The organism is Kitasatospora sp. NPDC089797 (genome assembly GCF_040684795.1).
Lineage (GTDB): Bacteria > Actinomycetota > Actinomycetes > Streptomycetales > Streptomycetaceae > Kitasatospora.
The window spans coordinates 94,459-118,018 of record NZ_JBFBGS010000005.1 but is presented as its reverse complement, the minus strand read 5'-3'; the positions used below and the strand labels follow the sequence as shown (position 1 = coordinate 118,018).

At 73.4% G+C, this 23,560-nt stretch carries 21 protein-coding genes; 17 read left to right on the top strand and 4 right to left on the bottom strand.

Annotated features, from left to right (window positions below):
• The first annotated feature begins 22 nt into the window (after positions 1-22).
• The 3 genes from AB0O91_RS06145 to AB0O91_RS06135 all read left to right on the top strand — a co-directional run bounded on the left by AB0O91_RS06145 (position 23) and on the right by AB0O91_RS06135 (position 3,307).
• Positions 23-751 (top strand): glutamine amidotransferase, encoded by a 729-nt coding sequence (locus tag AB0O91_RS06145; RefSeq protein ID WP_363428394.1) that lies wholly within the window; start codon positions 23-25, stop codon positions 749-751.
• A gap of 396 nt (positions 752-1,147) precedes the next feature.
• Positions 1,148-2,173 (top strand): 6-phosphofructokinase, encoded by a 1,026-nt coding sequence (locus AB0O91_RS06140; protein WP_363428392.1) that lies wholly within the window; start codon positions 1,148-1,150, stop codon positions 2,171-2,173.
• A gap of 138 nt (positions 2,174-2,311) precedes the next feature.
• Complete coding sequence (locus AB0O91_RS06135) at positions 2,312-3,307, top strand: 2-hydroxyacid dehydrogenase (RefSeq protein ID WP_363428390.1); 996 nt, start codon at positions 2,312-2,314, stop codon at positions 3,305-3,307.
• A gap of 41 nt (positions 3,308-3,348) precedes the next feature.
• On the opposite strand, the gene AB0O91_RS06130 is transcribed toward AB0O91_RS06135, so the two are convergent.
• From AB0O91_RS06130 to AB0O91_RS06120, 3 genes are all read right to left on the bottom strand, one after another.
• Complete coding sequence (locus tag AB0O91_RS06130) at positions 3,349-4,617, bottom strand: MFS transporter (protein ID WP_363428388.1); 1,269 nt, start codon at positions 4,615-4,617, stop codon at positions 3,349-3,351.
• A gap of 62 nt (positions 4,618-4,679) precedes the next feature.
• Positions 4,680-5,714 carry a GNAT family N-acetyltransferase gene (locus AB0O91_RS06125; RefSeq protein ID WP_363428386.1) on the bottom strand — a complete coding sequence of 345 codons (1,035 nt, stop codon included), beginning with the start codon at positions 5,712-5,714 and terminating at the stop codon, positions 4,680-4,682.
• A gap of 238 nt (positions 5,715-5,952) precedes the next feature.
• Positions 5,953-6,633, bottom strand: a complete 681-nt coding sequence (locus AB0O91_RS06120) for a class I SAM-dependent methyltransferase (protein ID WP_363428384.1) — start codon at positions 6,631-6,633, stop codon at positions 5,953-5,955.
• A 194-nt stretch (positions 6,634-6,827) separates the two neighbouring features.
• Here AB0O91_RS06120 and AB0O91_RS06115 point away from each other — a divergent pair, with 194 nt between their 5' ends.
• From AB0O91_RS06115 to AB0O91_RS06050, 14 genes are read left to right on the top strand one after another with little or no spacing between them, the layout of a single operon-like run.
• Positions 6,828-7,082 carry a phosphopantetheine-binding protein gene (locus AB0O91_RS06115; RefSeq protein WP_363428382.1) on the top strand — a complete coding sequence of 85 codons (255 nt, stop codon included), beginning with the start codon at positions 6,828-6,830 and terminating at the stop codon, positions 7,080-7,082.
• On the top strand, positions 7,079-8,416 hold the full coding sequence (locus AB0O91_RS06110; RefSeq protein WP_363428380.1) for a hypothetical protein: 1,338 nt from the start codon (positions 7,079-7,081) through the stop codon (positions 8,414-8,416). Before AB0O91_RS06115 ends, AB0O91_RS06110 begins: the two co-directional genes overlap by 4 nt.
• Positions 8,413-10,704, top strand: a complete 2,292-nt coding sequence (locus AB0O91_RS06105; protein ID WP_363428378.1) for a condensation domain-containing protein — start codon at positions 8,413-8,415, stop codon at positions 10,702-10,704. Before AB0O91_RS06110 ends, AB0O91_RS06105 begins: the two co-directional genes overlap by 4 nt.
• The gene (locus AB0O91_RS06100; RefSeq protein ID WP_363428376.1) at positions 10,701-12,377 is read left to right on the top strand and encodes a GH3 auxin-responsive promoter family protein; all 1,677 of its coding nucleotides are present in this window, start codon (positions 10,701-10,703) and stop codon (positions 12,375-12,377) included. The genes AB0O91_RS06105 and AB0O91_RS06100 overlap by 4 nt, the downstream gene beginning before the upstream one ends.
• Complete coding sequence (locus AB0O91_RS06095; protein WP_363428374.1) at positions 12,374-13,423, top strand: phytanoyl-CoA dioxygenase family protein; 1,050 nt, start codon at positions 12,374-12,376, stop codon at positions 13,421-13,423. The genes AB0O91_RS06100 and AB0O91_RS06095 overlap by 4 nt, the downstream gene beginning before the upstream one ends.
• Positions 13,416-14,270 carry an alpha/beta fold hydrolase gene (locus tag AB0O91_RS06090; RefSeq protein WP_363428372.1) on the top strand — a complete coding sequence of 285 codons (855 nt, stop codon included), beginning with the start codon at positions 13,416-13,418 and terminating at the stop codon, positions 14,268-14,270. The genes AB0O91_RS06095 and AB0O91_RS06090 overlap by 8 nt, the downstream gene beginning before the upstream one ends.
• Before the next feature lie 34 nt (positions 14,271-14,304).
• Positions 14,305-15,549, top strand: a complete 1,245-nt coding sequence (locus AB0O91_RS06085) for an enolase C-terminal domain-like protein (protein WP_363428370.1) — start codon at positions 14,305-14,307, stop codon at positions 15,547-15,549.
• Positions 15,546-16,310, top strand: a complete 765-nt coding sequence (locus AB0O91_RS06080; RefSeq protein ID WP_363428368.1) for an SDR family oxidoreductase — start codon at positions 15,546-15,548, stop codon at positions 16,308-16,310. Before AB0O91_RS06085 ends, AB0O91_RS06080 begins: the two co-directional genes overlap by 4 nt.
• On the top strand, positions 16,307-17,116 hold the full coding sequence (locus tag AB0O91_RS06075) for an SDR family oxidoreductase (RefSeq protein ID WP_363428366.1): 810 nt from the start codon (positions 16,307-16,309) through the stop codon (positions 17,114-17,116). The genes AB0O91_RS06080 and AB0O91_RS06075 overlap by 4 nt, the downstream gene beginning before the upstream one ends.
• Before the next feature lie 40 nt (positions 17,117-17,156).
• Entirely contained in the window at positions 17,157-18,590 is a 1,434-nt protein-coding gene (locus tag AB0O91_RS06070) for a 3-isopropylmalate dehydratase large subunit (protein WP_363428364.1), read from the top strand.
• 12 nt (positions 18,591-18,602) lie between these two features.
• Positions 18,603-19,217, top strand: a complete 615-nt coding sequence (locus tag AB0O91_RS06065; RefSeq protein ID WP_363428362.1) for a 3-isopropylmalate dehydratase small subunit — start codon at positions 18,603-18,605, stop codon at positions 19,215-19,217.
• 4 nt (positions 19,218-19,221) lie between these two features.
• Complete coding sequence (locus AB0O91_RS06060) at positions 19,222-20,232, top strand: NAD(P)-dependent oxidoreductase (protein ID WP_363428360.1); 1,011 nt, start codon at positions 19,222-19,224, stop codon at positions 20,230-20,232.
• Complete coding sequence (locus AB0O91_RS06055) at positions 20,229-21,803, top strand: amino acid adenylation domain-containing protein (RefSeq protein ID WP_363428358.1); 1,575 nt, start codon at positions 20,229-20,231, stop codon at positions 21,801-21,803. Before AB0O91_RS06060 ends, AB0O91_RS06055 begins: the two co-directional genes overlap by 4 nt.
• A 48-nt stretch (positions 21,804-21,851) precedes the next feature.
• A complete protein-coding gene (locus AB0O91_RS06050) occupies positions 21,852-22,724 on the top strand; it encodes an FAH family protein (RefSeq protein ID WP_363428356.1) in 873 nt (290 codons plus the stop codon).
• 6 nt (positions 22,725-22,730) lie between these two features.
• Here the strand turns inward: AB0O91_RS06050 and AB0O91_RS06045 are convergent, their stop codons facing one another.
• Positions 22,731-23,459 carry a hypothetical protein gene (locus AB0O91_RS06045; protein WP_363428354.1) on the bottom strand — a complete coding sequence of 243 codons (729 nt, stop codon included), beginning with the start codon at positions 23,457-23,459 and terminating at the stop codon, positions 22,731-22,733.
• Positions 23,460-23,560: the final 101 nt, after the last annotated feature.

Below are 23,560 nucleotides of genomic sequence, written 5' to 3'. Positions count from 1 at the left end.
TCGTGATGGAAGGCCTTCGAGGATGAGTGAGAGCAGCCTGCGCGTGGTCTGGGTCTACCCGGACCTGCTCAGCACCTACGGCGACCGCGGCAACGCCCTGGTCGTGGAGCGCCGGGCCCGCCAGCGCCATCTCAACGTGACCCGGATCGACGTCCGCTCCGACCAGGCGATCCCCACCAGCGGGGACATCTACCTGATCGGCGGCGGCGAGGACCGCCCCCAGCGGCTGGCCGCCGAGCGGCTGCGCGCCGACAGCGGCCTGGTGCGGGCCGCCGAGAACGGCGCGATCATCTTCGGCGTCTGCGCCGGCTTCCAGATCATGGGCCACGAGTTCATCAACGACCTCGGCGAGCGCGAGCCGGGCCTCGGCCTGCTCGACGTCTGGACCACCCGCGGCGAGGGCGCCCGCTGCGTCGGCGACGTGCTCGCCGACGTGGACCCGCGGCTCGGCCTGCCGCAGCTGACCGGCTTCGAGAACCACCAGGGCGTCACCCACCTCGGCCAGGGCGTCCAGCCCTTCGCCACCGTCACGGTCGGCCGCGGCAACGGCACCGGCGACGGCACCGAGGGCGCCTGGCGGGACACCGTCTTCGGCACCTACCTGCACGGCCCGGTGCTGGCCCGCAACCCCGCCGTGGCGGACATGCTGATCAAGCTGGCGCTGGACGTCAACGCCCTGCCGCCGGCCGACACCACCTGGTACGACGCCCTGCGGGCCGAGCGCATCGCCGCGACGACCCGACCCTCCTAGGGCTCCGCGCACCACCCCGTAGTACCCCCCGAACGCCCCACGGCGGACGACCGAACGCCCCGCCCGGGTGCCCGCGATGCGGTCACCCGGCCCGCGGGCCGCCCCGGACGTACGACAATGGGGCTGCCGGCTGCACACCCTCCTCGGCAGCAGGCTGCAATTCCGCGCGGGGGCGCCGACGGCGCCGCTCCCGCGTCGGCTCCTGCCCGGCCGGACCAGGGGCCGTATGCTCGACTTCACGGCCGTTTTCGGGCGTTCTGTCCGGATCGGCCGGTCCTTCACCCCGCGGCCACCTCCCCGCCACCACGGCGTGGGAGGGCCTCGCTACGGTGTCGGCTCGTCGTCCCAGCCTGTAGTCCGGCCGTTCCTCGGTTCTGCTCGGGAGTTGCAAAGCTAATGCGTATCGGAGTGCTGACCAGCGGCGGTGACTGCCCCGGCCTGAACGCCGTGATCCGTTCCGTGGTCCACCGGGGGGTGGTCGACCACGGCGACGAGATCATCGGGTTCGAGGACGGCTGGCGCGGTTTCCTGGAAGGACACCACCGCCCCCTGACCCTGGACTCGGTGAGCGGCATCCTGGCCCAGGGCGGCACCATCCTCGGCTCCTCCCGGGTGCAGCCGAGCCACCTGCGGGACGGCGTCGAGCGGGCCAAGAAGTACTGCGCCGACCTCGGCCTGGACGCGGTGATCCCGATCGGCGGCGAGGGCACCCTGAAGGCCGCCAAGCTGATGAGCGACGCGGGCCTGCCGATCGTCGGCGTGCCGAAGACCATCGACAACGACATCGCCGCCACCGACGTGACCTTCGGCTTCGACACCGCCGTCTCGGTCGCCACCGAGGCCCTGGACCGGCTGAAGACCACCGCCGAGTCGCACCAGCGGGTCATGGTCGTCGAGGTCATGGGCCGGCACACCGGCTGGATCGCGCTGAACGCGGGCATGGCGGCGGGCGCGCACGCCATCGTCGTCCCGGAGCGCCCGTTCCACATCGAGAAGCTGACCGACGTCGTCCGCGAGCGCTTCGACCGGCAGAAGAAGTTCGCCATCGTGGTCTGCGCCGAGGGCGCCAAGCCCGAGCCCGGCACCATGCACTGGGAGGAGGGCAGCAAGGACATCTACGGCCACGAGCGCTTCACCGGCATCGCCACCCAGCTCTCCCGCGAGTTGGAGCACCGCCTCGGCAAGGAGGCCCGCCCGGTGATCCTCGGCCACACCCAGCGCGGCGGCACCCCGACCGCCTACGACCGGGTGCTCGCCACCCGCTTCGGCTGGCACGCCGTCGAGGCCGTCCACAAGGGCGCCTTCGGGCACATCACCGCGCTGCAGGGCACCAACATCAACCTGGTGCCGCTGGCCGAGGCCGTCGCCGAGCTGAAGACCGTCCCGCAGGAGCGCTACCAGGAGGCCGAGACGGTCATCTGACCCCCGTCTCCCCCGCACGACGGGAGCCCCCGGCCGCCGGACCCCCAGTCCCGGCCGGGGGCTCCCGTGCACCCGGCGGGCGTTCCGGCGACCGCGCCGTTAGCGTGGGCGGCAGGAGTCCGACCGGAAGGACCGCAGATGGAGATCCTGGCCTACGGCGTACAGGCCGACGAGCGACCGCTGCTGGAGCGCGCCTTCGCCGGCCGGCACGCACTGCGCTGCCTGGACGTGTTCCTCAACCGCGACACCGCCCCGCTCGCCGCCGGCTACCCGGCCGTCAGCAGCAGCGTCAACGCCGTCCTGGACGCCGAGACCCTCGCGGTGATCGCCGCCGGGGGCACCAAGCTGATCGCCCAGCGCTCCACCGGCTTCAACAACATCGACCTGGCGGCCGCCGCCGACCTCGGCCTCACCGTCGCCCGGGTCTCCCACTACAGCCCGTACGCCGTCGCCGAACACGCCTGGACGCTGGCGCTGGCCGTCAACCGGCGGATCGTCCGGGCCGCCGGGCGCACCCGCGAGTTCGACTTCCGCCTGGACGGCCTGCTCGGCCGGGACGTCCACGGGATGACCGTCGGCGTCATCGGCACCGGCAAGATCGGCGAGTGCTTCGCCCGGATCGCGGCCGGCTTCGGCACCGAACTCCTCGGCTGGGACATCACCGAGAACCCGGCCTGCCGCGCACTCGGCATGCACTACACCGAACTGCCCGAACTCCTCACCCGCGCCGACCTGGTGAGCCTCCACGTCCCCCTCCTGCCGGCCACCCACCACCTCATCGACACCGCCGCCCTCGCCCGGATGAAGCCCGACGCCATCCTGATCAACTCCAGCCGCGGCGGCCTCGTCGACAGCGCCGCCCTGGTCGAGGCCCTGCGCGCCGGCCGCCTCTCCGGCGTCGGCCTGGACGTCTACGAGGAGGAGACCGGCGTCTTCTTCACCGACCGCTCCATCGAGGGCATCGCCGACGACACCCTCGCCCGCCTGGTCACCTTCCCCCAGGTCCTGGTCACCAGCCACCAGGCCTACTTCACCCACACCGCCGTCGGCCAGATCATCGACGCCACCGCCCGCAACATCGACGACTTCGCCACCGGCCGCACCAACGAGAACACCCTCGTACCGAAGAGCTGACCCGCGGCGGGAGCCCGAACCCCCGGGCGGACGACCGGGGTTCAGGCCTCCTGGGGTGCCCGGTCCGCGTCGAGGCCGTCCTCGTCCGTCCGCGTGCGGGTGCCGTCGCCCATGCCGCGGACGTCGGGTGCGAGCACGAGGAGACCTCGGACCACGAGATTGGCCACCGCGGCGGTGACCAGGATGGCGGTCGGGCCGACGACCGGGATCAGGACGCCGGTGACGGCCATGCCCAGGGGGTTGAGCGCGAGGGAACCGATCCAGTCGTAGGAGCTGACCCGGGACATCGCCTCGGAGGGGACCTCCCGCTGGAGGGTGCTGTGCCAGAGGGCGTCGCTCATGGTCACGCCCGCAGCGCCCAGGAGGGCGACGGCGGCGACGGACTCCACACCGGCGGCCAGGGTGAGGGCCAGCAGGAAGAAGGAGTCCAGACCGACCAGGAGGTTCGAGGCGAGCAGCGGACGGGCGGGCCTCCACCAGAACAGCAGCACGCTGCCGAGCAGGGCGCCGATCCCCTGCGCGGCGATGACCAGGCCCCAGGCGGTGGCACCCATGCCGTCCTTGCCGACCGCCAGGACCGGGCCGACGACGTAGATCGCGGGGCGCACCACCCCCTGGTAGAAGCCGAAGCTGCTCACCATGGACCAGACCCAGCTGCGCCCGGCGAACTCCCGCCACCCCGCGACCAGGGACTGGCGCAGGCTCTCCTTCCGTGCGGTGCCCGACGGCTTCAGCGGAAGGCGGGCCAGCAGGGCGGCGCTGATCAGGAAGAACACCGCGTCGCCGAGCACGATGTAGCCCGGGTTCCAGAACAGGAGCAGGCTGCCGGCCGCCGCCGGTCCGCAGATCGAGGTGATGCTGCGGCTCAGGGTGATCAGCACGTTCGCGTCGTGGATGCGCTCGACCGGGACGAGGTCCGGGACGACGCCGGTGTTGGCCGGGGTGAAGAAGGCGCGCGCCGTGCCCCAGACCGCCTGGAGGACCAGCAGGAGGCCCAGGTCCGCGTGCCCGAGGACCACCAGGAGGGCCGTGCACGCCTGGCTCCCGGCCATGACCAGGTTGGTCGCGATCATGATCGTCCTGCGGGCGCGGTCCCCGACCGCTCCGCCGATCAGCAGGAACAGCACCTGCGGCGCGGTCTGTGCGGCGAGGACCAGGCCGAGGTCGGACGCCGACCCGGTGGCGTGCAGCACGGCGAAGGCCAGCGCCACCGGCGCCATGGTGGCACCGAACATGTTGAGGGCCCGGGAGAGCAGGTAGAACGGGAATCCGGGGACGTCGAGCATCGCCTTGCGGCGCAGGGTCTGCATGGTTTCCGTTCTGCTCCGATGGGAGGTGACCCGGTGCGCCGCGTCGGGTCCGGGGGTGCGGCTCAGGCGGGGCTGACGGCCCATGCCGTGCCGATGACGGCGCCCCGGAGCTGCTTGACGGCGCTGGAGCCCAGGCCGAGGTCGATGCTGCGGCAGCCGTGCCGGAGGGCGTAGCGGACCGGGCCGTGGATCATCGCCTGGAGGTAGCTGTGGTCGCGACCGGGCATCTCGTCGGCCAGGCCGATCTCGTAGCTCTCCAGGAGCGTGTCCTGCCGGGCGAAGAAGGAGGCGACGAGCAGTTCGCCGTCGGCGCTGCGGACGGTCGACGCCCGGCAGGCCTCGGGCCCCAGCGTGCGGACCCACTGCCGCAGGCGGTACTCGCACAGGCGTGGATGGTCGGCCACCCCGTACTTGCGCTTGACGGCGCAGACCAGCGGGGCGGCCTCGGTGATGACCTCCTCGGCGGGGACGCAGTCCGCGTGGTGGCCCAGGGCGGAGAACTTCCGGCGGTCGCGGCGGCAGGCCTCGCGCTGACGGGAGGTCAGTCCGGCGGTGTGCTCGTCCTCGTCGGCGCCGGTGACGGGCAGTTCGGCGGTGGTGTCGAGCGGGCGCACGGTGGCCCGGTCGGCGAGGCCCGAGGCGAAGGAGTCGACCTCGCGGTCGCGCACGTACAGGGCGACCGGGTAGTTCCCCGCCGCCTCCGCCCGTCCGAAGGCCTCGGAGGTCAGGGCGGCCCGCACCTCGGCGGCCTCGCCCGGGGGCAGTTCGTCGGAGGTGAGCACCCCGGCGGCGAGCTCGCCGCTGCTGCCGACGAACACCCATCGCGTGGGGTCCTCGGGGACGGCGCCGCCGAGCAGGTCGGCGCGCGCGCCGAGGTCGTGGGGGCCGTCGGCCGACCGGGGATTGCGGGGGCTCCGGCTGCTCACGGCGCCGAGGAGGCGGCCCTGCGACCTCGCCACCGTCCATCCGGTGGTCCACCGGGCGTCGTCCGCCGCGGCGAGCATCCGGCCTGGTGAGAGCGCCGGCGCGCCGAACTGCCAGCCACCGCACCGAAGTTCTTCGGGCACCTCGCCGAGGGTCTCGATGGTCAGCTCCATGATCGGGAGGCTACCAACTGTCCTGTACACCGCACCACCGTGCGTCTCGCGATGCAAGACGGCACGGTGGCGCGGTGCGCAGGGGGTCCGTGGTTCCCGCGCGGCGCCGGAACGGGTCGTTCCGACGGGCCGTCGGAGCGGTTTCCGGCCAACGCCCCGCCGGGCCGGTTTTCGGCCAACGCACCGTCAGGGTCGTTTCCGGACACCGTGTCCGAGTCGCGGGGCGGCGGGCGGCGGCTCAGACCCAGGCCCCCAGGACGGCGAACCGGTACCGCTTGTAGAAGCAGTCCGCCTCCCGGAACCCCGCCTCCGCCAGCCACTCCAGGTGGGTGCGGACCGGCACCGAGCGGTCGTACGCCATCCGTGCCCTGGCCTCGGCCAGTTCGCCGTCGCTCGCGTTCCGGCGGGCCACGTCGCGCGACCACATGTCGTCGTAGAGGGTGTCGAGGCGGGCCGTGGGACCGGCGACCTGCTCGGCGTGGACGAAGGCACCGCCCTCGGCCAGCACCTCGCGGATCCGCGGGTACAGGGCGCGTTGGTCCTCGTGCGGCAGGTGGTGGATGGCGAGGGCGGAGACGACGAGGTCGAACGGGCCGGCCGGGAGGGGGCCGCGCATGTCCGCCTCGACGATCTCGTGCCGGACGGCGTACAGCGCGAGTTCACGACGGGCGATCGCGAGCATTCCGGGCGAGGAGTCCAGGAGCGTGTAGGAGGCGTCGGGCAGGAGGGCGGCCAGCTCGGCCGTCATCAGGCCGGTGCCGGCGCCCAGGTCGAGGATGCGCACCGCGGGGTCGCGGGCCGCACCGGCCGCGATGTCGACGGCCGTCTCGTAAAAGGGCGTCAGATCCGGTACGAGCCTGGCCCTGGCGCGGTCGTACGTCTCGGCGCCTGAGTCGAACAGGCGGGATGTGTCCAGCATGGAGGGTTCACCGGTCGTTCGAGGAGGGGGTGTTCATCCTACAGAGGCGCACGGTTCAACCGGAGCGCCCAATAGTCGGGGTCTCTCATTATCTGGAATGGCTGTTGCGCTATTCGGACAAGGTCTCTAGGTTGACGAAAGATCAAACTCCCGCCGCTCGACCGTGGGTTGAGCGTCCTCCGAGAGGATCACCCGTGACCGCTGAGCAGTCGCCCGAGTCCGTCGTCCGCGCCCGCTGGTGCGCCGTGCTCGGAGTTGAGGAAGCGTTACCCGAGGACGGGTTCTTCGAACTGGGAGGCCACTCGCTGCTGGCCATCGAGCTGCTCCAGCAGGTCGAGGCCGATCTGGAGGTGGAGATCCCGGCCGACGTCCTGTTCCTGGACGGAACGCTGGCCGCACTCCTGGACGCGGCCCGGACGGCGACGGCGCAGAAGGCGACGGCGCAGTGAAACCCCGGGTGGGGGTGCTGTTCTCGCCCCGGGGTGCCGCCTCCGCCCGCGACGTGCTCGTCGCGGCGGCCGACGACATCGAGATCGTCCCGCTGCTGCGGTCCGGTTCCGGCGAGCGGCACCCCGCCCTCCCCCTGCTGATCGACCGGCTGTTCGGCGCTCCCCTGGAGATCGACGAGGAGCACCTGGCGGACCCGGGCCGGCCGCTGGCCGGCGTGGTGACCTTCGCCGACGCCGAGCTCGAACTCGCCGCGGCGTTCGGCGCGCACCTGGGCGTCCGGCACCGGGACGCGGCCTCCGCCGACAAGTACCGCCAGCGCACGGCCGTCGGCGGGGCCGGCCTCTCCCGGATCGCCGCCCACCCCGTGGACGGTGCGGCGGACCTGGCGGAGGCGGCCGCCCTGCTCGGGTACCCGTTCGTCGTCAAGCCGCGACGCGGCGCCGGCGGCACCGACGTCATGATCGTCCGGGACGCGGCGCAGGCCGCCGCACTCAGCGCCTCCTGGCGCTGGGCGGGCGGCGCGCTCTACGCCGAGCAGTTCATCCCCACGGCCGACCCGCTGCCGGGAGCCTGGCGGGCGGACTACGTCTCGGTGGAGGTGCAGAGCACCGGCGGCCGCCACGACGTGATCACCGTCTTCGACAAGTTCCCCGTCCACGAGCGGAGTTCGGCGACCCGGCAGGGCGGCCGGATGGCCACGACCGGCGACATCCTGCCCTGCGGACTGCCGCCCCGCCTGCGCACCGGGATCGAGGAGCTCGTCCTCGGCGCACACCGGGCGCTGGACATGGACGACGGCATCACCCACACCGAGGTCAAACTCGGTGCCACCGGCCCGGAGATCATCGAGATCAACTGCCGGGTGGGCGGGCACCTGAGCCGGGTGCTCAAGCGCCGCTCCGGCTTCGACCTGGTCCGCCAGGCCCTGCTGATCACCGCCGGACTGCCCACCCAGCCGCTGCCCGACAACACGGGCGAGCGCCGGGTCGCCGGGCTGTTCGTGCCGTTCGCCGACACCGACGGCGAGGTCCGCTCGCACGTCTCCCCCCGGGCGCTGCGCACTCCCGGGGTGGCGGCCGTCGACGAGGTCGCCCGCGCGGGCGCGGCCCGGACCGACACCGACGCGATCGCCTGCAACGTGGTCCTCGACTGCCCGCAGGAGGAAGACCTGCGCCACGCCACGGCCGAGTTCCTGGCCCGCGTCGGCGAACTGTTCGCCGAGGACGGCGTCGGCCACCGCGACTGGACCGCGGAGATGAGCGCGAGGCTCGGCGCCGAACCGTCCGCGGCCCCCGCGCCGCGTCCCACGTCCTCATCTGGCAGGAGCCTATGAACGCCCAGGCACAACAGCACGCCATGCAGGCCGTCCTGCTCGCCGCACTGACCCGCAAGGCCGGCGGTGACCCGGCGGGCCTCAGCACCGCGCGCTCGTGGGCGCAGAACGGCGGCAGCTCGCTGGACGCCTACGCCGCGATCATGCGCATCGAGGAGGAACTCGGCCTGGTCGTGCCGGTGGCACGACTGCTCGGCCCGCAGCCCCTGGACGAGCTCATCCGGCAGGCCGACGCCCCCGCCCCCACGGTGCCGGCGGGAGTGGCGTCCGACGGCGCGGTGGCCGCGACGGCCTCGCAGCGGCGCCACTGGCGCCATGCCCAGGGCGAGGGCTCGGCCGCCTTCCTGAACATGGGCCGCGCCCTGCGCTGCGCCCGGGACTTCGACGCGGACCGTGCCGAGGCCGCCTTCCGCGCGCTCGTCGCCCGCCACGAGTCGCTCCGCAACCGCTACGTCGCCACCGCCGACGCGCTCCTCCTGGAGGAGGTCGCCGACTGGCCGGAGCGCGTCGCGTTCGTCCGCCACCCCGAGGCGGTGGACGCCGAGGCCGCGACGGCCCTGATCCGCGCGGCCCTGGCCCCGGCCTTCCCGCTGGCGGAGGAACCGCCGGTCCGCGGCGGCTGCGTCCCGCTGGGCGACGGCGGCGCCGTGCTGTACCTCGGGGTGCACCACATCGCGGCCGACGGCTGGACCATCGACCTGCTCGTCGGCGACTTCCTCGCCCTCTACACGGGCACCGGCGACCAGCTCGCCCCGGCGACCCCCTTCAGCCGGTACGCGGCCGGCCTGGACGCCGCGGCCCGCTCCGGCGTCTACGCCGAGGACATCGCCTACTGGCGGGAGAAGTTCGCCCGGCTCTCGCCCGACTTCACCGTCGCCCGGCGCACCGGCGCCGCCGCGGCCGGCCAGCGGGCGGGCACCTCCCGGCTGCTCTGGGACGGCCCCGGCGAGGCCGACGCCCTCCGGGAGCGGGCCCGTGCGCTGGGCGTCACCACGTACAGCCTGCTGCTGTCCGCACTGCTGGCCGCCGCCCGGGTGCTGTCCGGCGAGGACGAGGTCGTGGTGATGAGCGGCGTCGCCAACCGCAACCGCGCCGAGCACCGCAACACCGCCGGCCTGTTCACCAACCAGATCTTCTTCGTCGGCGACTTCCGCGCCCCGGGCGACGTCGAGGACTACGTGCGCCGGGTCCACGACGACGTGGTCGAGAGCCTGGCCCGCTCCCAGCTGCCCGTCGAGGTCGTCCTCGACGCGATGGGCGCCTACGACGCGGCCCGCACCCTCGCCCCCTACGCCAACATCCTCTTCCAGGCCGCCGAGGCGCCCATCGACCCGCCGGTGCTCCGCGACGGCAGCTGGCGGTCCCACCCGCTGGGCAGCGGCAGCATCAAGCGGCACTGCAACATCCACCTGGAGGACGACGGCGCCGACGGCCTCGCCCTCGAACTGGACTACAGCCTCGCCCTGGTGGGCGCGCACGACGCGGCCCGGCTGCTGCGCGCCCTGCGGGCCGCCGCCGACCGCATCGTCCGCGGCGGTGACGGCCCGGTGACGGAGCTGCTGACCGCGGCCCGGGAGGCGGCCGGGGAGCCCGCGCCCACCCTGACCGTCTTCTCCGTGGACTACCCCGGTGCCCGGGCCGAACCGGCGCTGGCGTCCGTCGTCCGCGACAGCCTCCCCGGCGCCGATCTCGTCGAGCTCCCGGTGCCGCAGAGCCTGGACGCCGAGGAGATCGAGGAGTGCCGGCGCCGGGGCCACGCCCTGCTGGCGCGCGACACCACGGGCCCGGCGGCCGTGCTCGGCTACTGCTCGGCCGCCTCCTGGGCCCGGCACCTCGTCGCCACCCTGGACGGGGAGACCGGCCCGGCCCTGCTGACCGTCAACGGCAACGACCCGACCGAGACCGACTGGTACGAGGAGTTCGCCCACCTCATCGGGAGGTTCGACGCCGAGGCCGACCTCACCGAGGTGGCTCCCGAGCGGATCGCCCTCCCGCGCGACGGGGACCTGCGCAGCCGGTGCGCGGCGGCCCGCGACACCCTCGCCGTCATGCGCAGGCTCCTCCAGGGCGCGGTGGAGCGGCGCTTCGGCGCCCCGCTCGGCCGGGTGGCCCGGGAGACCCTGGACGTCCAGGTCAAGTGGCTGACGTACCTGGGCAGTTGTGTGGTCGTCGGGGCGGGGGCGGACCGCCCGGAGGAGCGCAGTCTGCCGGACCTGCGACTGGACCGGAGCGAGCAGGTCGCGGCGTGGCTGCACGCAGAACTCGATCCCGACGGATTCCTGTCGTGAGCGGGGACGCCTTCGTCCGACAGATGTTGGCGGCCCATCACCTCCAGCGCCGGTACTGCCGCGAACCGCACCCGGTGAGCCGCCGGGTGTTCGCCGACATCCTGGGGCAGGCCCGGGACACGGCCTTCGGGCGGCAGCACCGGCTCGGCCCGGTGCGGACGCCCGCGGACTTCAGGGCGGCCGTCCCGATCGGCGGCTACGAGTCCTTCCGGGGCTACGTGGAGCGCATCAGGGCGGGTGAGCAGAAGGTGCTCACCGAGAGCCGCCCGTACGCGCTGCACACCACGTCCGGCACCACCGGGCGACCGAAGTACATCCCGACCACCCGCCACTGGCGCAACCGCTACCGGGGGCCGGCCCTGTACGCGCAGTGGGGCCTGTACTTCCAGCGCCTGGGCCTGGAGCGCTACCGCCCCGGCAACGTCCTGGACATGTCGTGGGAGCGGTCCGTCATCGAGCACCTGCCGGGGCCGGACGACACGGTGCCCGTCTACAGCATCACCAAACGGCCGGCCGCCGTCGGCCCGCGCGACTGGAACCCGCCCTGGTACGGGGAGCCGTGGTTCCTCGACGACAGCGGCAGGTTATCCCTCTACGCCAAGCTGCGACTGCTGGCCGGCTCCGACGTCCGGATGGTCGTGGCGGTCAACCCCTCCCGCATCACGGCCCTCGGCGAGCTCCTCAACGAGGAGTTGGAGGCGCTCCTGAAGGACCTGCACGACGGCACCCTGTGCGGTAAGGCCTTCCCCGGTCTGGCCCCCGCCCGGGAGACCGCGTACCGGCTGGAGGCCACCCACTCCTTCGGCGGGCGCGTCACGCTGGTCGACCTGTGGCCCCGGCTCTCGCTCCAGGTGTGCTGGAACTCGGCCTCCGCCCGGTACTACCGGGGCTGGCTCGACCGCCTCGCGCCCGGCGTCCCGCTCATCCCGTTCAGCACGACGGGCACCGAGGGCATCGTCACGATGCCGGTGGACACCCACCCCTCGGCCGGTCCGCTCGCCGTCGACCAGGGCCTGTTCGAGTTCGTGCCCTGCGCGCCGGAGGACCCGGGCGAGCCCCTGCCGCCCGACGCGGCCACGGTCGGCCACGACGACCTGGTCAACGGCGGCACCTACCGCCTGGTCATGAGCCAGGCCAACGGCCTCTACCGGTACGACTCCGGCGACATCTACCGGGTGGTGGGCCGGGTGGGCCACCTGCCCCGGATCGAGTTCGAGGGGCGCGGCGGATCCGTCAGCTCGTTCACCGGGGAGAAGCTGACCGAGTCCGACGTGCACGCGGCGATCCGCGCCGCCGTCGGGAGCGCCTCCGTACCCAGCGTCTACAGCCTGGTGCCGACCTGGGGCCGACCGCCGGGCTACACCCTGGTCATGGAGTGGCCGGACGGCCCGGGACCGGCGAGCGAGGCCTTCTGCGACCGCGTGGACGCCACGCTCTGCCGGGTCAACTCCGAGTACGCCGAGAAGCGCGGCTCCGACCGGCTCACCCCGGTCCGCGGCCGCACCGTCCCGCCGGGCACGTTCCGCGCGTTCGCCGAGCGCCACATCGCCCGGGGCGCCTCCGCTGCCCAGGTCAAGCACCGCTGGCTGCACACCGATGACGCCCTGCTGGCCGACCTCCCTCCGCTCATGACCGGCGCGTTGCCCACCGACTACGCAAAGGACCGCACATGACCGATCTGGACACCCTCGCCGAGGACTTCCACCGCGACGGCTACGCCGTGGTGCCGGGCGTGCTCGACGAGGACGACTTCACCGACGTCCGGCAGGAGTACGCCCGCCTGTTGGACGAACGCGCCGGGCAGTGGCGCCGCTCGGGCGCCCTCACCGGCGGCGAGGACCTCGTCGGCAAGCCCTTCGACGAGCACCTGGTGGCCCTCGCCGCGCTCCCCGGCTTCGACACCGCGCTGATCAGCGAGCTCGACATCACCCTGCCGCACATGCCGTTCACCTCGCTCCAGCCGCAAAGCCGGGTGCACACCGGGCCCGGCGTCCTCGGGCTGCTCCGCAACCCCCGGGTCCTCGACGTCGTGGGGCGCCTGGTCGGCGAGGAGATATCGGCGAGCCCCAACCAGCACGTGCGGCTCAAGCTGCCCGCCACGAAGCCGCAGGGCGGGTTCGGCGCCCGACGCGGCGAGACCATGCACGCGCCCACCATGTGGCACCAGGACGCGATGACCCAGATCCCGCAGTCCGACGACACCACCCTGGTGACCTGCTGGATCCCGCTGATGGACGTCCCCGCGGAGCTCGGCTGCCTGCTGGTGGTGCCCGGCCGGCACCGGGAGGAGAACCTGCTGCCCTGGCCGATGGGCCCCGAGGTCGTCCAGGAGCTGGAAGCCGCCGCCGTGCCGCTGCCGGTCGCGAAGGGCGACCTCGTCCTGCTGCACAAGCGCACCCCGCACGGCTCCACCGTCAACCGCTCCGAACGCCTCCGCTGGAGCTTCGACTTCCGCTTCTACCCCTCGCACGAGCCCTCGGACCGGCCCTGGTTCCCGTCCGTGGTGGCCCGCAGCGCCGCCGAACCCGCCCTGACCACCACGGACGCCGCGCACTGGCGGGAGCGGTGGGAGCAGGCCCGGGACATGTTCGTCACCTCGGGCCAGATGGTCCCCGGCCGCCGGGAGTTCTCCCAGCTCGTCGCGGAGTCGCTGATCACCCGCTGGGAGAAGGGCGACATCCCCCGCCTCGCCCCGACCGGAGCGGCCGCCGATGCGTGAGCCGACCACCCGCCCGGGCCCGGTCCTCACCCGGTTACGGGTCGGCGGGGAGACCCTCGCCCGGCACACCTGGGACGACGGACGGCCCGGTCTGGCCGACCTGTTCTACGTCCACGGCCTGCAGAGCCACGCGGGCTGGCTCTTCGAGACCGGGCCCGCCCTGCTGGAGCGCGGGGTCCGGCTGACCGCGCTCGACCGCCGGGGATCCGGCGCCAGCACCGGCCCGCGCGGCCACCTGCCGGACGCCCGCACCGCGCTCGACGACTACGCCGCGGCCCTGGCCGACCTCGCCGACGCCGCCACCGACCCGGTCACCGTGCTCGGCCAGAGCTTCGGCGGCAGCCTGGTCGCCGCCATGGTCGCCTCCGGCCGCGTCCCGCAGGACTCGGGCATCGTGCTGTGCGCCCCGGCCCTGGGGCAGCAGCGCGCCCGCCTGGACGAGGCCGCCCGCCTCCGCGTGCGCAGCGGCGGCGGCCTCGCCGCCTCGGTCGTGCGGATCGAGGACGAGCAGTACACCACCGTGCCCGGCTACCTCGGACTGATGGCCAACGACGCCCTGATGGTCCGCTCGGTGACCGATTCCTTCCGCGCCGCCATGGTCGAGACCGAGGACCTGTACACGGACGCGGGACCGGCTCCCTGGGCGGACCGCGAGGTCTGGGTGGCCTACCCCGACCAGGACTCGATCATCGACCTGCGGGCCACCGAGGCGGTGCTCGCCGACCTCGCGCCGCAGGCCGTGTCACGGCACTTCCCGGTCGCCTCCCACTACCTCGAGTTCACCGACGTCCAGGAGCAGTACTGGGACTGGCTGGCCGCGGTGGTCCGCAGCGGAGCCGGGCGGTGAGCGCCCGGTGTCCCGCGGCCGGGGCGGGTTCCCCGTGCTGACGCTGACGGTGCACGAGGCGCGGATCGCGATGGGACGCCCCTTCCGGCACGCCCGGATGACCCGCCGGGAGACGGCCTCCGTGCTGGTCGCCGCGGAGTACGACGGGGAGACCGGCTGGGGGGAGGCGGCGCCGCGGGAGTACGTCACCGGGGAGTCGGTCGACTCGGTCCTCGCCGCGCTGCACGGACGTGAACTCCCTGATGCGGTAGTCGAGTTGCTCACGGCCCCGGTGACGGAGGCGCTGGTCGGGCTGGCCGCGCTCGGGCTGCCGGAGCTCCTCGGGGAGCCCGGCCGACCCGCCCCGGCGGCCGCGGCCGCCCTGGAGACGGCCCTGTTCGACCTGATCTGCCGCCGGCACGGGGTGGACGGCCTCCGGGCCCTGCACCTGGCCGGGTACGGCGACGTCCTCGCCCCCGAACCCGCCCCCATGCCGGTGTCGACCGTGCTGGATCTGAGCGGTGCGCCCGTGGCCCGGCTCAGCGCGCTGTCCGGCGCCGCCCGGGCGGCGATCCCGCACGTCAAGCTCAAGGCCGGTCCCGAAGCGGCCCCGGTGGCCGACCTGGTGGCAGAGGTCACCGCCCTGCTGCCGGACGCCACCGTGTCGGTCGACGCCAACTGCGCCTGGGAGGCCGAGGAGGTCCTCGCCCAGGCCCCGCGCCTGCTGGCCGCGGGACTCTCCTGGCTGGAGGAGCCCCTCGCCGCGCGCCGCTGGGGCGAGCTGGCCCGGCTGCGCCGGGCCGGGCTCCCGGTGATGCTCGACGAGTCCTTCTCCTCGGCCGACGACCTCGCCCACTGCACCGCCCACCGGGCGGCCGACCTGCTCAACCTGCGCGTCTCCAAGTGCGGCGGTCCCTTGCAACTGCTGGAACTCGCCCGCGCCGCGCGCACCGCGGGCCTCGGCGTCCAACTCGGCGTCCAGGTCGGCGAGGTCGGCCCGCTGTGGGCCGTGGGCCGCCTCATCGGGACGGCCCTGCGCGCACCCGTCGCCGTGGAGGCGGGCCGGCAGGACGAGTGGTTCCCCGACCTTCCGCCGCTCACCGCCCCCGCCTACCGGGTGGACCGCGCCGCCTCCCGCGCCCCCGCCCTGGGCGGCCCCGGCATCGGACTGCGCCCCACCCGGGCCCTGTTGGACCTCTGCACCCCCGGTTTCCGGCGCCCGTGGACGGCGCCCCGACCGGACGCCCCGCACCCCGCGAGGCCCACCGCCCAGGACAGCCCACCGGAAGGACGACAGTGAGCACGGACCCGAGCCGCCCACTCCCGGCGCGCCGCGCCTGGGTCACCGGCGCCGCCTCCGGCATCGGCACCGAGGTCGCCCGGCGCCTCGCCGGAGAAGGCGTCGAGGTGGTCATGATCGACCGGGACCCGGCCGCCCTGGAGGCCGCCCGGCACACCGTGCCCGGGGCACGCCCGCTCCTGCTGGACGTCACCGACACCCGGGCCGTCACGGCGCACGTCGAAGCGGCCGACCCGGGCGCGCTCCCCGACATCCTGGTCAACGGCGTCGGCGGCGACACCCGCCGCATCCCCCTGGAGGACCTCCGCGAGGAGGACCTCTCCGCGGCGATCAGCCACAACCTCCTCGGCTGCTTCACCCTCACCCGGCTGTGCGCCCCCGCCATGCGCGACCGCGGCCGGGGCCGGATCGTCAACCTCGCCTCGATCGCCGGGCGCACGTACTCGATCTTCAGCAACGCCGCCTACGTCGCCGCGAAGGCGGCCGTCCTCGGCTACACCAAGCAGTGCGCCTATGAACTGGCCCCCTACGGGGTGACGGTGAACGCCGTCGCGCACGGCCCCATCGCCACCGAACGCCTCGTCGCGGCCTGGGAGGACATGCCGCCGGAGCGGCAGGCCGAGGTGCGTGGCCGCCTCCCCATGGCGCGCTACGGAACCGTCGGCGAGGCGGCCGCCGCCATCGTCCATCTGTGCGGCGAGGAAGCCGGATACACCACCGGCGCACTCGTCGACGTCAACGGAGGTCTCCACATCTCATGACCGTTCACACGCCCCCCTCCCCCGGCAGCGACCTCAAGGACGCCGTCGTCATGGTCACCGGCGCCGGCAGCGGCATCGGCCGTGCCACGGTGGCCGCCCTCGCCCTCGCGGGCGCCCGCGTGGTGGCCGCCGGACGCCGGGAGCACACCCTGCGCGAGAGCCTGGAGCTGGCGGGCCTGGAGCGCGACCGTGGCCTCGCCGTGACCTGTGACGTCACTGATGAGGAAGCTGTCGCCGCGTCAGTTGATATGGCCGTCTTGGAATTCGGACGCCTGGACGCGGCCGTGAACACGGCTGGTATGTTCGGCCCCAGTGGGCTCTTGTCAGAAGCGCTCCAGAAGGATGCCGTCGACGTTATGTCCGTCAATCTCATGGGCATGTGGCTGTGCCTGAAGCATCAGTCCCGGGCGATGATCCGGTCAGGTGGGGGAGCGATCGTCACAACGGGCTCCGTGGCCTCCTTCCTGGGGCACTCGGGCAGTCCCATGTATGCGGCGACCAAGCACGGCGTCGTCGGACTGACCAAGGCCGCGGCACTCCAACTCGCCCCGCACGGGATCAGGGTGAACGCGGTCTGCCCGGGATCCACCGACACCGCCATGCTGCGCGAGCTGTACCCCGAGGAGGGGCAGTTGGCGGCACGGGCCCGGCGCGCACCCCTCGGCCGGATCGGCCTGCCGGAGGAAGTGGCGGCGGCCGCCCTGTGGTTGGCCGGGCCGGCGTCGAGTTATGTGACCGGGCAGGCGCTGGCCGTGGACGGCGGCGTGACCGCCGGATCCGCCGCTCCCGTCAAGTCCACCGCATAACCGTTCATTTCTTCGAGACGACAAACGAGGAAGAAAGCTCATGGGTTCAACCCTGTACAACAAGGTGTTCGATCTGCACACCGTGCGCGACTACGGCGACGACCGGGTGCAGCTCTTCATCGGCCTCCACCTGGTGCACGAGGCGACCAGCCCGCAGGCCTTCGCCATGCTGAAGGAGCGCGGCCTGGGCATCGCCATGCCGGAGTGCAACGTGGCCACCGCCGACCACGTCATCCCCACGGACACCATCGCCCGCCCCCTCCTGGACCAGCTGGGTGAGGACATGCTGGCCCGGCTGGAGGCCAACACGGCGGACTTCGGGCTGCGCTTCTTCTCGCCGAGCAGCGGCGACTACGGCATCGTCCACGTCATCGGGCCGGAGCAGGGCCTCACCCAGCCGGGCATGACCATCGCCTGCGGCGACTCGCACACCTCCACCCACGGCGCCTTCGGCGCGGTCGCCCTCGGCATCGGCACCTCCCAGGTGCGCGACGTCCTGGCCACCCAGACCGTGACCATGAACCGGCTCAAGGTGCGCCGCATCCAGATCGACGGCGCCCTCGCTCCCGGCGTCACCGCCAAGGACGTCATCCTGCACGTGATCCACGAGCTCGGCGTCGTCGGCGGGGTGGGCTACGCCTACGAGTTCTCGGGCTCCGTCATCGAGAACATGTCGATGGACGAGCGGATGACGGTCTGCAACATGGCCGTCGAGGGCGGAGCCCGCTGCGGCTACGTCAACCCCGACGAGACGACCTTCGCCTACCTCAAGGGCCGGCCCGCCGCCCCCACCGGCGAGGCGTGGGACCGCGCCGTGGCCTGGTGGCGCTCCATCGCCTCCGACCCGGACGCCACCTACGACGACGTCGTGGTGATGGACGGGGCCGCCATCCGGCCCATGGTCACCTGGGGCATCAACCCGGGCCAGTCCGTCCCGGTGGACGGCTCGCTGCCCTCCGTCGAGGGCGCCGCGCCCGAGGTCGCCGACTCCTACGCCGAGGCCTACGAGTACATGGGCATGAAGCCCGGCGACAAGCTCGGCGACCACCCCATCGACGTCGCCTTCATCGGGTCCTGCACCAACGGCCGGGTCTCCGACTTCGTGGAGGTGTCCGAGGCGCTCAGGCGCAGCGGCGCCCGGGTCTCGCCCGGGGTGCGCGCGCTCGCCGTGCCCGGTTCCAACGCCGTGCGCGAGGAGCTCGTCCGCCTGGGCGTGGACAAGGTGCTGGAGGAGGCCGGCTTCGAGTTCCGGCTGGCGGGCTGCTCGATGTGCCTGGCCATGAACATGGACAAGCTGGTGGGCCGCGAGCTCGCCGCGTCCTCCTCCAACCGCAACTTCAAGGGCCGTCAGGGCTCGCCCACCGGCCGGACGATGATCATGTCCCCGCTGGCGGTGGCCGCCGCCGCCGTCAACGGTTCGGTCTGTGACCCGGCGACCGTCTTCGGTCCCGCGTCCGTCGTCTCTTCCTCCTAAGGAGCCCTCGCAGTGACCAGCGCCATCGATTCACGCATCAGCACCGTCACCGGCACCAGCGTCGTGCTCAGCGGCAACGACATCGACACCGACCGGATCATCCCGGCCCGGTTCCTCAAGCACCTGACCTTCGACGCGCTCGGCGAGCACGTCTTCGAGGACGACCGCAAGCAGGACCACGCCCGCGGCGTCACCCACCCCTTCGACCAGCAGGAGCGCTCGGCCGGCAGCGTCCTGCTGGTCGCCAAGAACTTCGGCTGCGGCTCCTCCCGCGAGCACGCCGCGCAGGCCCTGTACCGGTGGGGCATCCGCGCCGTCGTCGGGGAGAGCTTCGGTGAGATCTTCCGCGGCAACTGCGGCACCATCGGCCTGCCCTGCGTGAGCCTCGCCCCGGAGCACGCGGAGGAGGCGCGCAGCATCGGCCTGGCCGACGCCGGAGCCGTCGCCGAGGTGGACCTCGGCAAGGGCGTCCTGCGGATCGGCGACCGCGAGTTCCCCGTGCAGATCCAGGCGTCGCTGCGGGACGCCTTCCTGGAGGGCACCTGGGACACCCTCGCCGAACTCCTGAAGAACGCCGACCAGGTGAGCGGGACGGCTGCCAAGCTCCCCTACCTGACCGGGTTCTAGTCGGATGCCGTCCATAGTCCCGCCGTCCGGCCACCGTGTCTTCGTCGGCACCGACCGGGTCCTCGACGAGCTGCTCGACGAGATCGCCGGGCAGCTCGCCGCCCTGGGCCACCAGGTGGTCCGGGCGGCGGATCCGCGTGAGGTCGCGGACGGCCCGCTGGACGCCCTGGTGCTCACCTCCCGCACCCCCGTCGGCCCCGAACTCCTGGACCGGCACAAGGAGTTGAAGGGCGTGGTGTTCGCCTCCAGCGGCTTCAACTCGATCGACGTCCCCGACGCCACCCGGCGCGGGATCGTCATCGCCAACGGGGCGACCCCGGAGAACCACGGCAGCATGGCCGAGGCCACCGTCATGCTCGCCCTGGCCCTGCGGCTGCGGCTCGCGGACCGCCTCACCGCCGTGGCGGAGCAGCGCCCCCGCCCCCGGCCGGCGGAGCTCGACAGCCACTCGCTGCGCGGGGCCACCCTGGGCCTCATCGGCTTCGGCCGGATCGCCCGGGAGGTGTGCACCCGCCTCGCGCCCTGGGGCACCGGCCCCGTGCTCTGCCACACCCGGACCCCGAGGCCCGAGGACTGGCCCGAGGTGGACTTCTGCTCGCTGGACCGCGTCCTGACGGAAGCGGACGTCATCAGCGTCCACCTGCCGCTCAACGCCGCGACCCGCGGCCTGATCGGCGCGCCCGAACTGCGCCGCATGCGCAGCAGCGCCGTCCTGATCAACACCGCGCGCGGCGGCATCATCGACGAGGCGGCCCTGGCCGACGCCCTGCACCGGGGCGTGATCGCCGGTGCCGCCATCGACACCTTCGAGGTCGAACCCCTCCCCGCGGACAGCCCGTTGCGCGGAGCCCCGAACATCCTGCTCACCGACCACGTGGTGGGCCACACCGTGGAGATGTACCGCTCCCTGGTGCCGGCCGCCGTCGGGAACACCACGTGCATCCTGCGCGGGGAGTCCCCCCCGTACCTGGTCAACCCGGACGCCCTCGCCCGCCCTCAGGAAGGGACCGCATGAGCAGCAGCAGCACCGCGCCGCCGTCCGCCGCACCGACCCGCCTGTCCGGGCTGGTCGAGGCGACGGCCGCCCGCCACCCCGGGGCGGTCGCCCTGGAGACCCCGGGCGAGAACCCCCTGACGTACCGCGAACTGACCGCCGAGGCGGAGCGCCTGGCCCGCGCCATCGCGGCCGACCACGGCCCGGTGCCGCCCCGGATCGGCCTGATCGGCACGAAGTGCGCCCGGACGTACGTGGCCTACCTCGCCGTCCTGAAGCTGGGCGCCACGATCGTCCCGATCAGCAACGCCGCCCCCGCCGACCGCATCCGCGCGATCGCCGCGGCCGCCGACCTGACGCTGGTGCTGACCGACGACCCCGGGGGGCCGGCCGCCGCCCTGGCCCCGGACGCCGCGGAGGCCCGCCCGCGCCTTTTGGAGATCCCCGCCCTCGGCACCCTGGCGGACGGTGCCCCGCTCCGGGCTCCCGCCGCCCGGTCCACGGCGTACATCCTCTTCACCTCGGGCAGCACCGGCCGGCCCAAGGGCGTGCCCGTGTCGCACGCCAACGCCCTCAGCTTCGTGAACCACAACCTCGCCCGGTACGGGGTGGGGCCCGGCGACCGGATGTCGCAGAACTTCGACTTCGCCTTCGACGTCTCGGTCTTCGACCTGTTCGTGGCCTGGGGCTCCGGCGCCGCCCTGGTCGCCCCCTCCTCCCGGGACCTGATGCACCCGGTCCGCTGGGTCGAGGAGCGCTCCCTCACCCACTGGGCCTCGGTGCCCTCCGCCGTCTCCACCGCCCTCGGCCTGGGCGAACTCGCCCCCGGCGCCATGCCGTCGCTGCGGACGAGCCTCTTCCTCGGCGAGCAGCTCACCGTCGAACAGGCCCGGGCCTGGCACGCCGCCACCCCGAACGGGGTGGTGGAGAACGTCTACGGTCCCACCGAACTGACCGTCTACGTCTCCGCCTACCGGTTGCCCGACCGCGCCGAGGACTGGCCCGCCACCGCCAACGGCACCGTCCCCATCGGCCATGTCTACCCGCACCTGGAGTCCGTCGTCGTGACGGACGGCCGGGACGCCGACGAGGGCGAACTCTGCGTCCGGGGCCCCCAGCGCTTCGACGGCTACCTCGCGGCCGAGGACAACACCGGCCGCTTCCTCGCCGCCGACGACTCCGTCGGCTTCGCCCCGGTCACCGGCCGCCCGCCGGTCCCCTCCGACTGGTACCGCACCGGCGACCTCGTCCGCCGCGCCCCCGACGGCACCCTGACGCACCTCGGCCGCCTGGACTCCCAGGTCAAGATCCGCGGCCACCGGGTCGAACTCGCGGAGATCGAGGGCGCCCTGCGCCGGCACGAGGAGCTCGCGGACGCGGTGGTCCTGGCCTTCCCCGGCCCGGTCGGCAGCCTCGACCTGATCGCCTTCTACACCGGCGGCGAGACCGACTCCCGCACCCTGCGCAGCCACCTGGCGGCCGCGCTTCCCCCGTACATGATCCCCCGGCGCTTCGTGCACCTGGACGCGTTCCCGCTCACCGGCAACGGCAAGATCGACCGCCTCGCCCTCCGGGCCGCCGACGGTCGATAGGACCGCAGCACCGGCAACCCACCCGTCCTTCCCAGGAGGCGATTCCCGATGATGGTGCTCACCGAGTACGACTACGAGGGACGGTCGTACTTCGCCGTCGGCGCGGCCCGGAGCGGGGCCGCACTGCGCCTGTACCCGCTGTTCGAGGAGCAACTGGCCGTACTCGTCCGGGAGTCCGGCGGGGACGCGGCCGCCCTGACGGCCGGCCGGGAGCCGGTGGACGTCCCGGCCGGGGAGTCGGCCGGGCTGCGCCCGCGGGTGCCGTGCTTCCCGGGCCACCCCGGGGACGCCCTGGTCGGCGGCTTCATGATGACCCACAACGTGAAGGTGGACGAGACCACCCCGGACCAGCCGACCTGGTTCTTCAAGGGCCTCGGCGACACCCTGAGGCTGCCGGGCGAGCCGCTGGACGTGCCCGGTGGCGCGCTCGCCGTGTGCGAGGAGGCGGAGGTCGTCCTCGTCTACGTGGGCGACGAGGAGACCGGCCGGCCCCGCTACCTGGGCTACACCTTCGGCAACGACCTGACGGACATCGGCCGGTTCAAGGCGCACAACGGCCACCTGTCGTACGCGAAGCTCTGCAGCGCCGGCATCTCCCCCGCCCTGCACCTGGGCCCGCCGCCGGCTCTCGTCACCGGCGAGACCACGATCGAGCGGGACGGCACCCCCGTCTGGAAGGGCACGTTCACCACCGGAACCGACGCCCTGTACTACGACCTGGACACCATCACGGCGGGGCTGTTCGTCCACGAGGCCCTGCACCGGCCCGGCCGCGTGCACTACGTGTACATCGGGGCCGACCGGAGCAGCTTCCACGGCGGGCACACCATGCTGGACGGCGACCGGGTCACCCTCGACTTCCGGAGCCACGGCGTCACGCTCACCCACCCGCTCGTCTGGACCGCCGGGCCGGGCCGGTGACCGGCGTCAACGTGCCGACCGGGCGGGCGCGGTGGTGTCCGGCCGGTAGCTGAAGCGGGGCAGGAAGTACTGGGTGACCGGGCCGACCAGCAGGGCGTACAGCACGGTGCCCACGCCGACGCTGCCGTCGAGGAGCCAGCCGATGCCGAGGACGGTGAGCTCGATCAGGGTGCGGACCAGGCGGATGGACCGGCCGGTCACCTCCGCCATGCCGGTCATCAGACCGTCCCGGGGGCCCGGGCCGAAGCGGGCGCCGACGTAGACGGCGACGGACAGGCCGTTGAGCACGATGCAGACGGCGACCAGCGCGATCCGGACGGGCAGGCCGAGGTGGTCGGGGACGAGTGCGAGGCCGAGGTCGGAGGAGGCCCCGACCACGGCGATGTTGGCGACGGTGCCGAGGGCGGGCTTCTGTCGCAGCGGGATCCAGAGCAGGAGGACGAGCACGCCGAGGACGGCGCTGATCATGCCGAAGCTCAACGGCGTGTGGTAGTGCAGCCCTTCGTACAGCACGCTCCACGGGTTGACGCCCAGTGAGGTGCGGACCATCAGCGCCAGGCTGAAGCCGAACAGGGCCAGGCCGATGATGAGTTGGGACAGGCGGAGGAACGGCCGCTCGGCCAGCGGCAGGTAGCCGAGGGCGGGCGGGGGCGGGCCGGTGCCGCCGGCGGATCCGGGGTCCCGTTCCGGCCGACGGCGCGGGAGGCGCAGGACGTGGTTGCCGCTGGTGTCCACGGTGGGTCGCCTCCCGGCGCTCGTCGGGTCGTGCGTGGAACAGGGTCGTGCGTGGAACGGGTCGTACGTGGAACGGGCCGTGCGTGGGGCAGGGTCGTGCG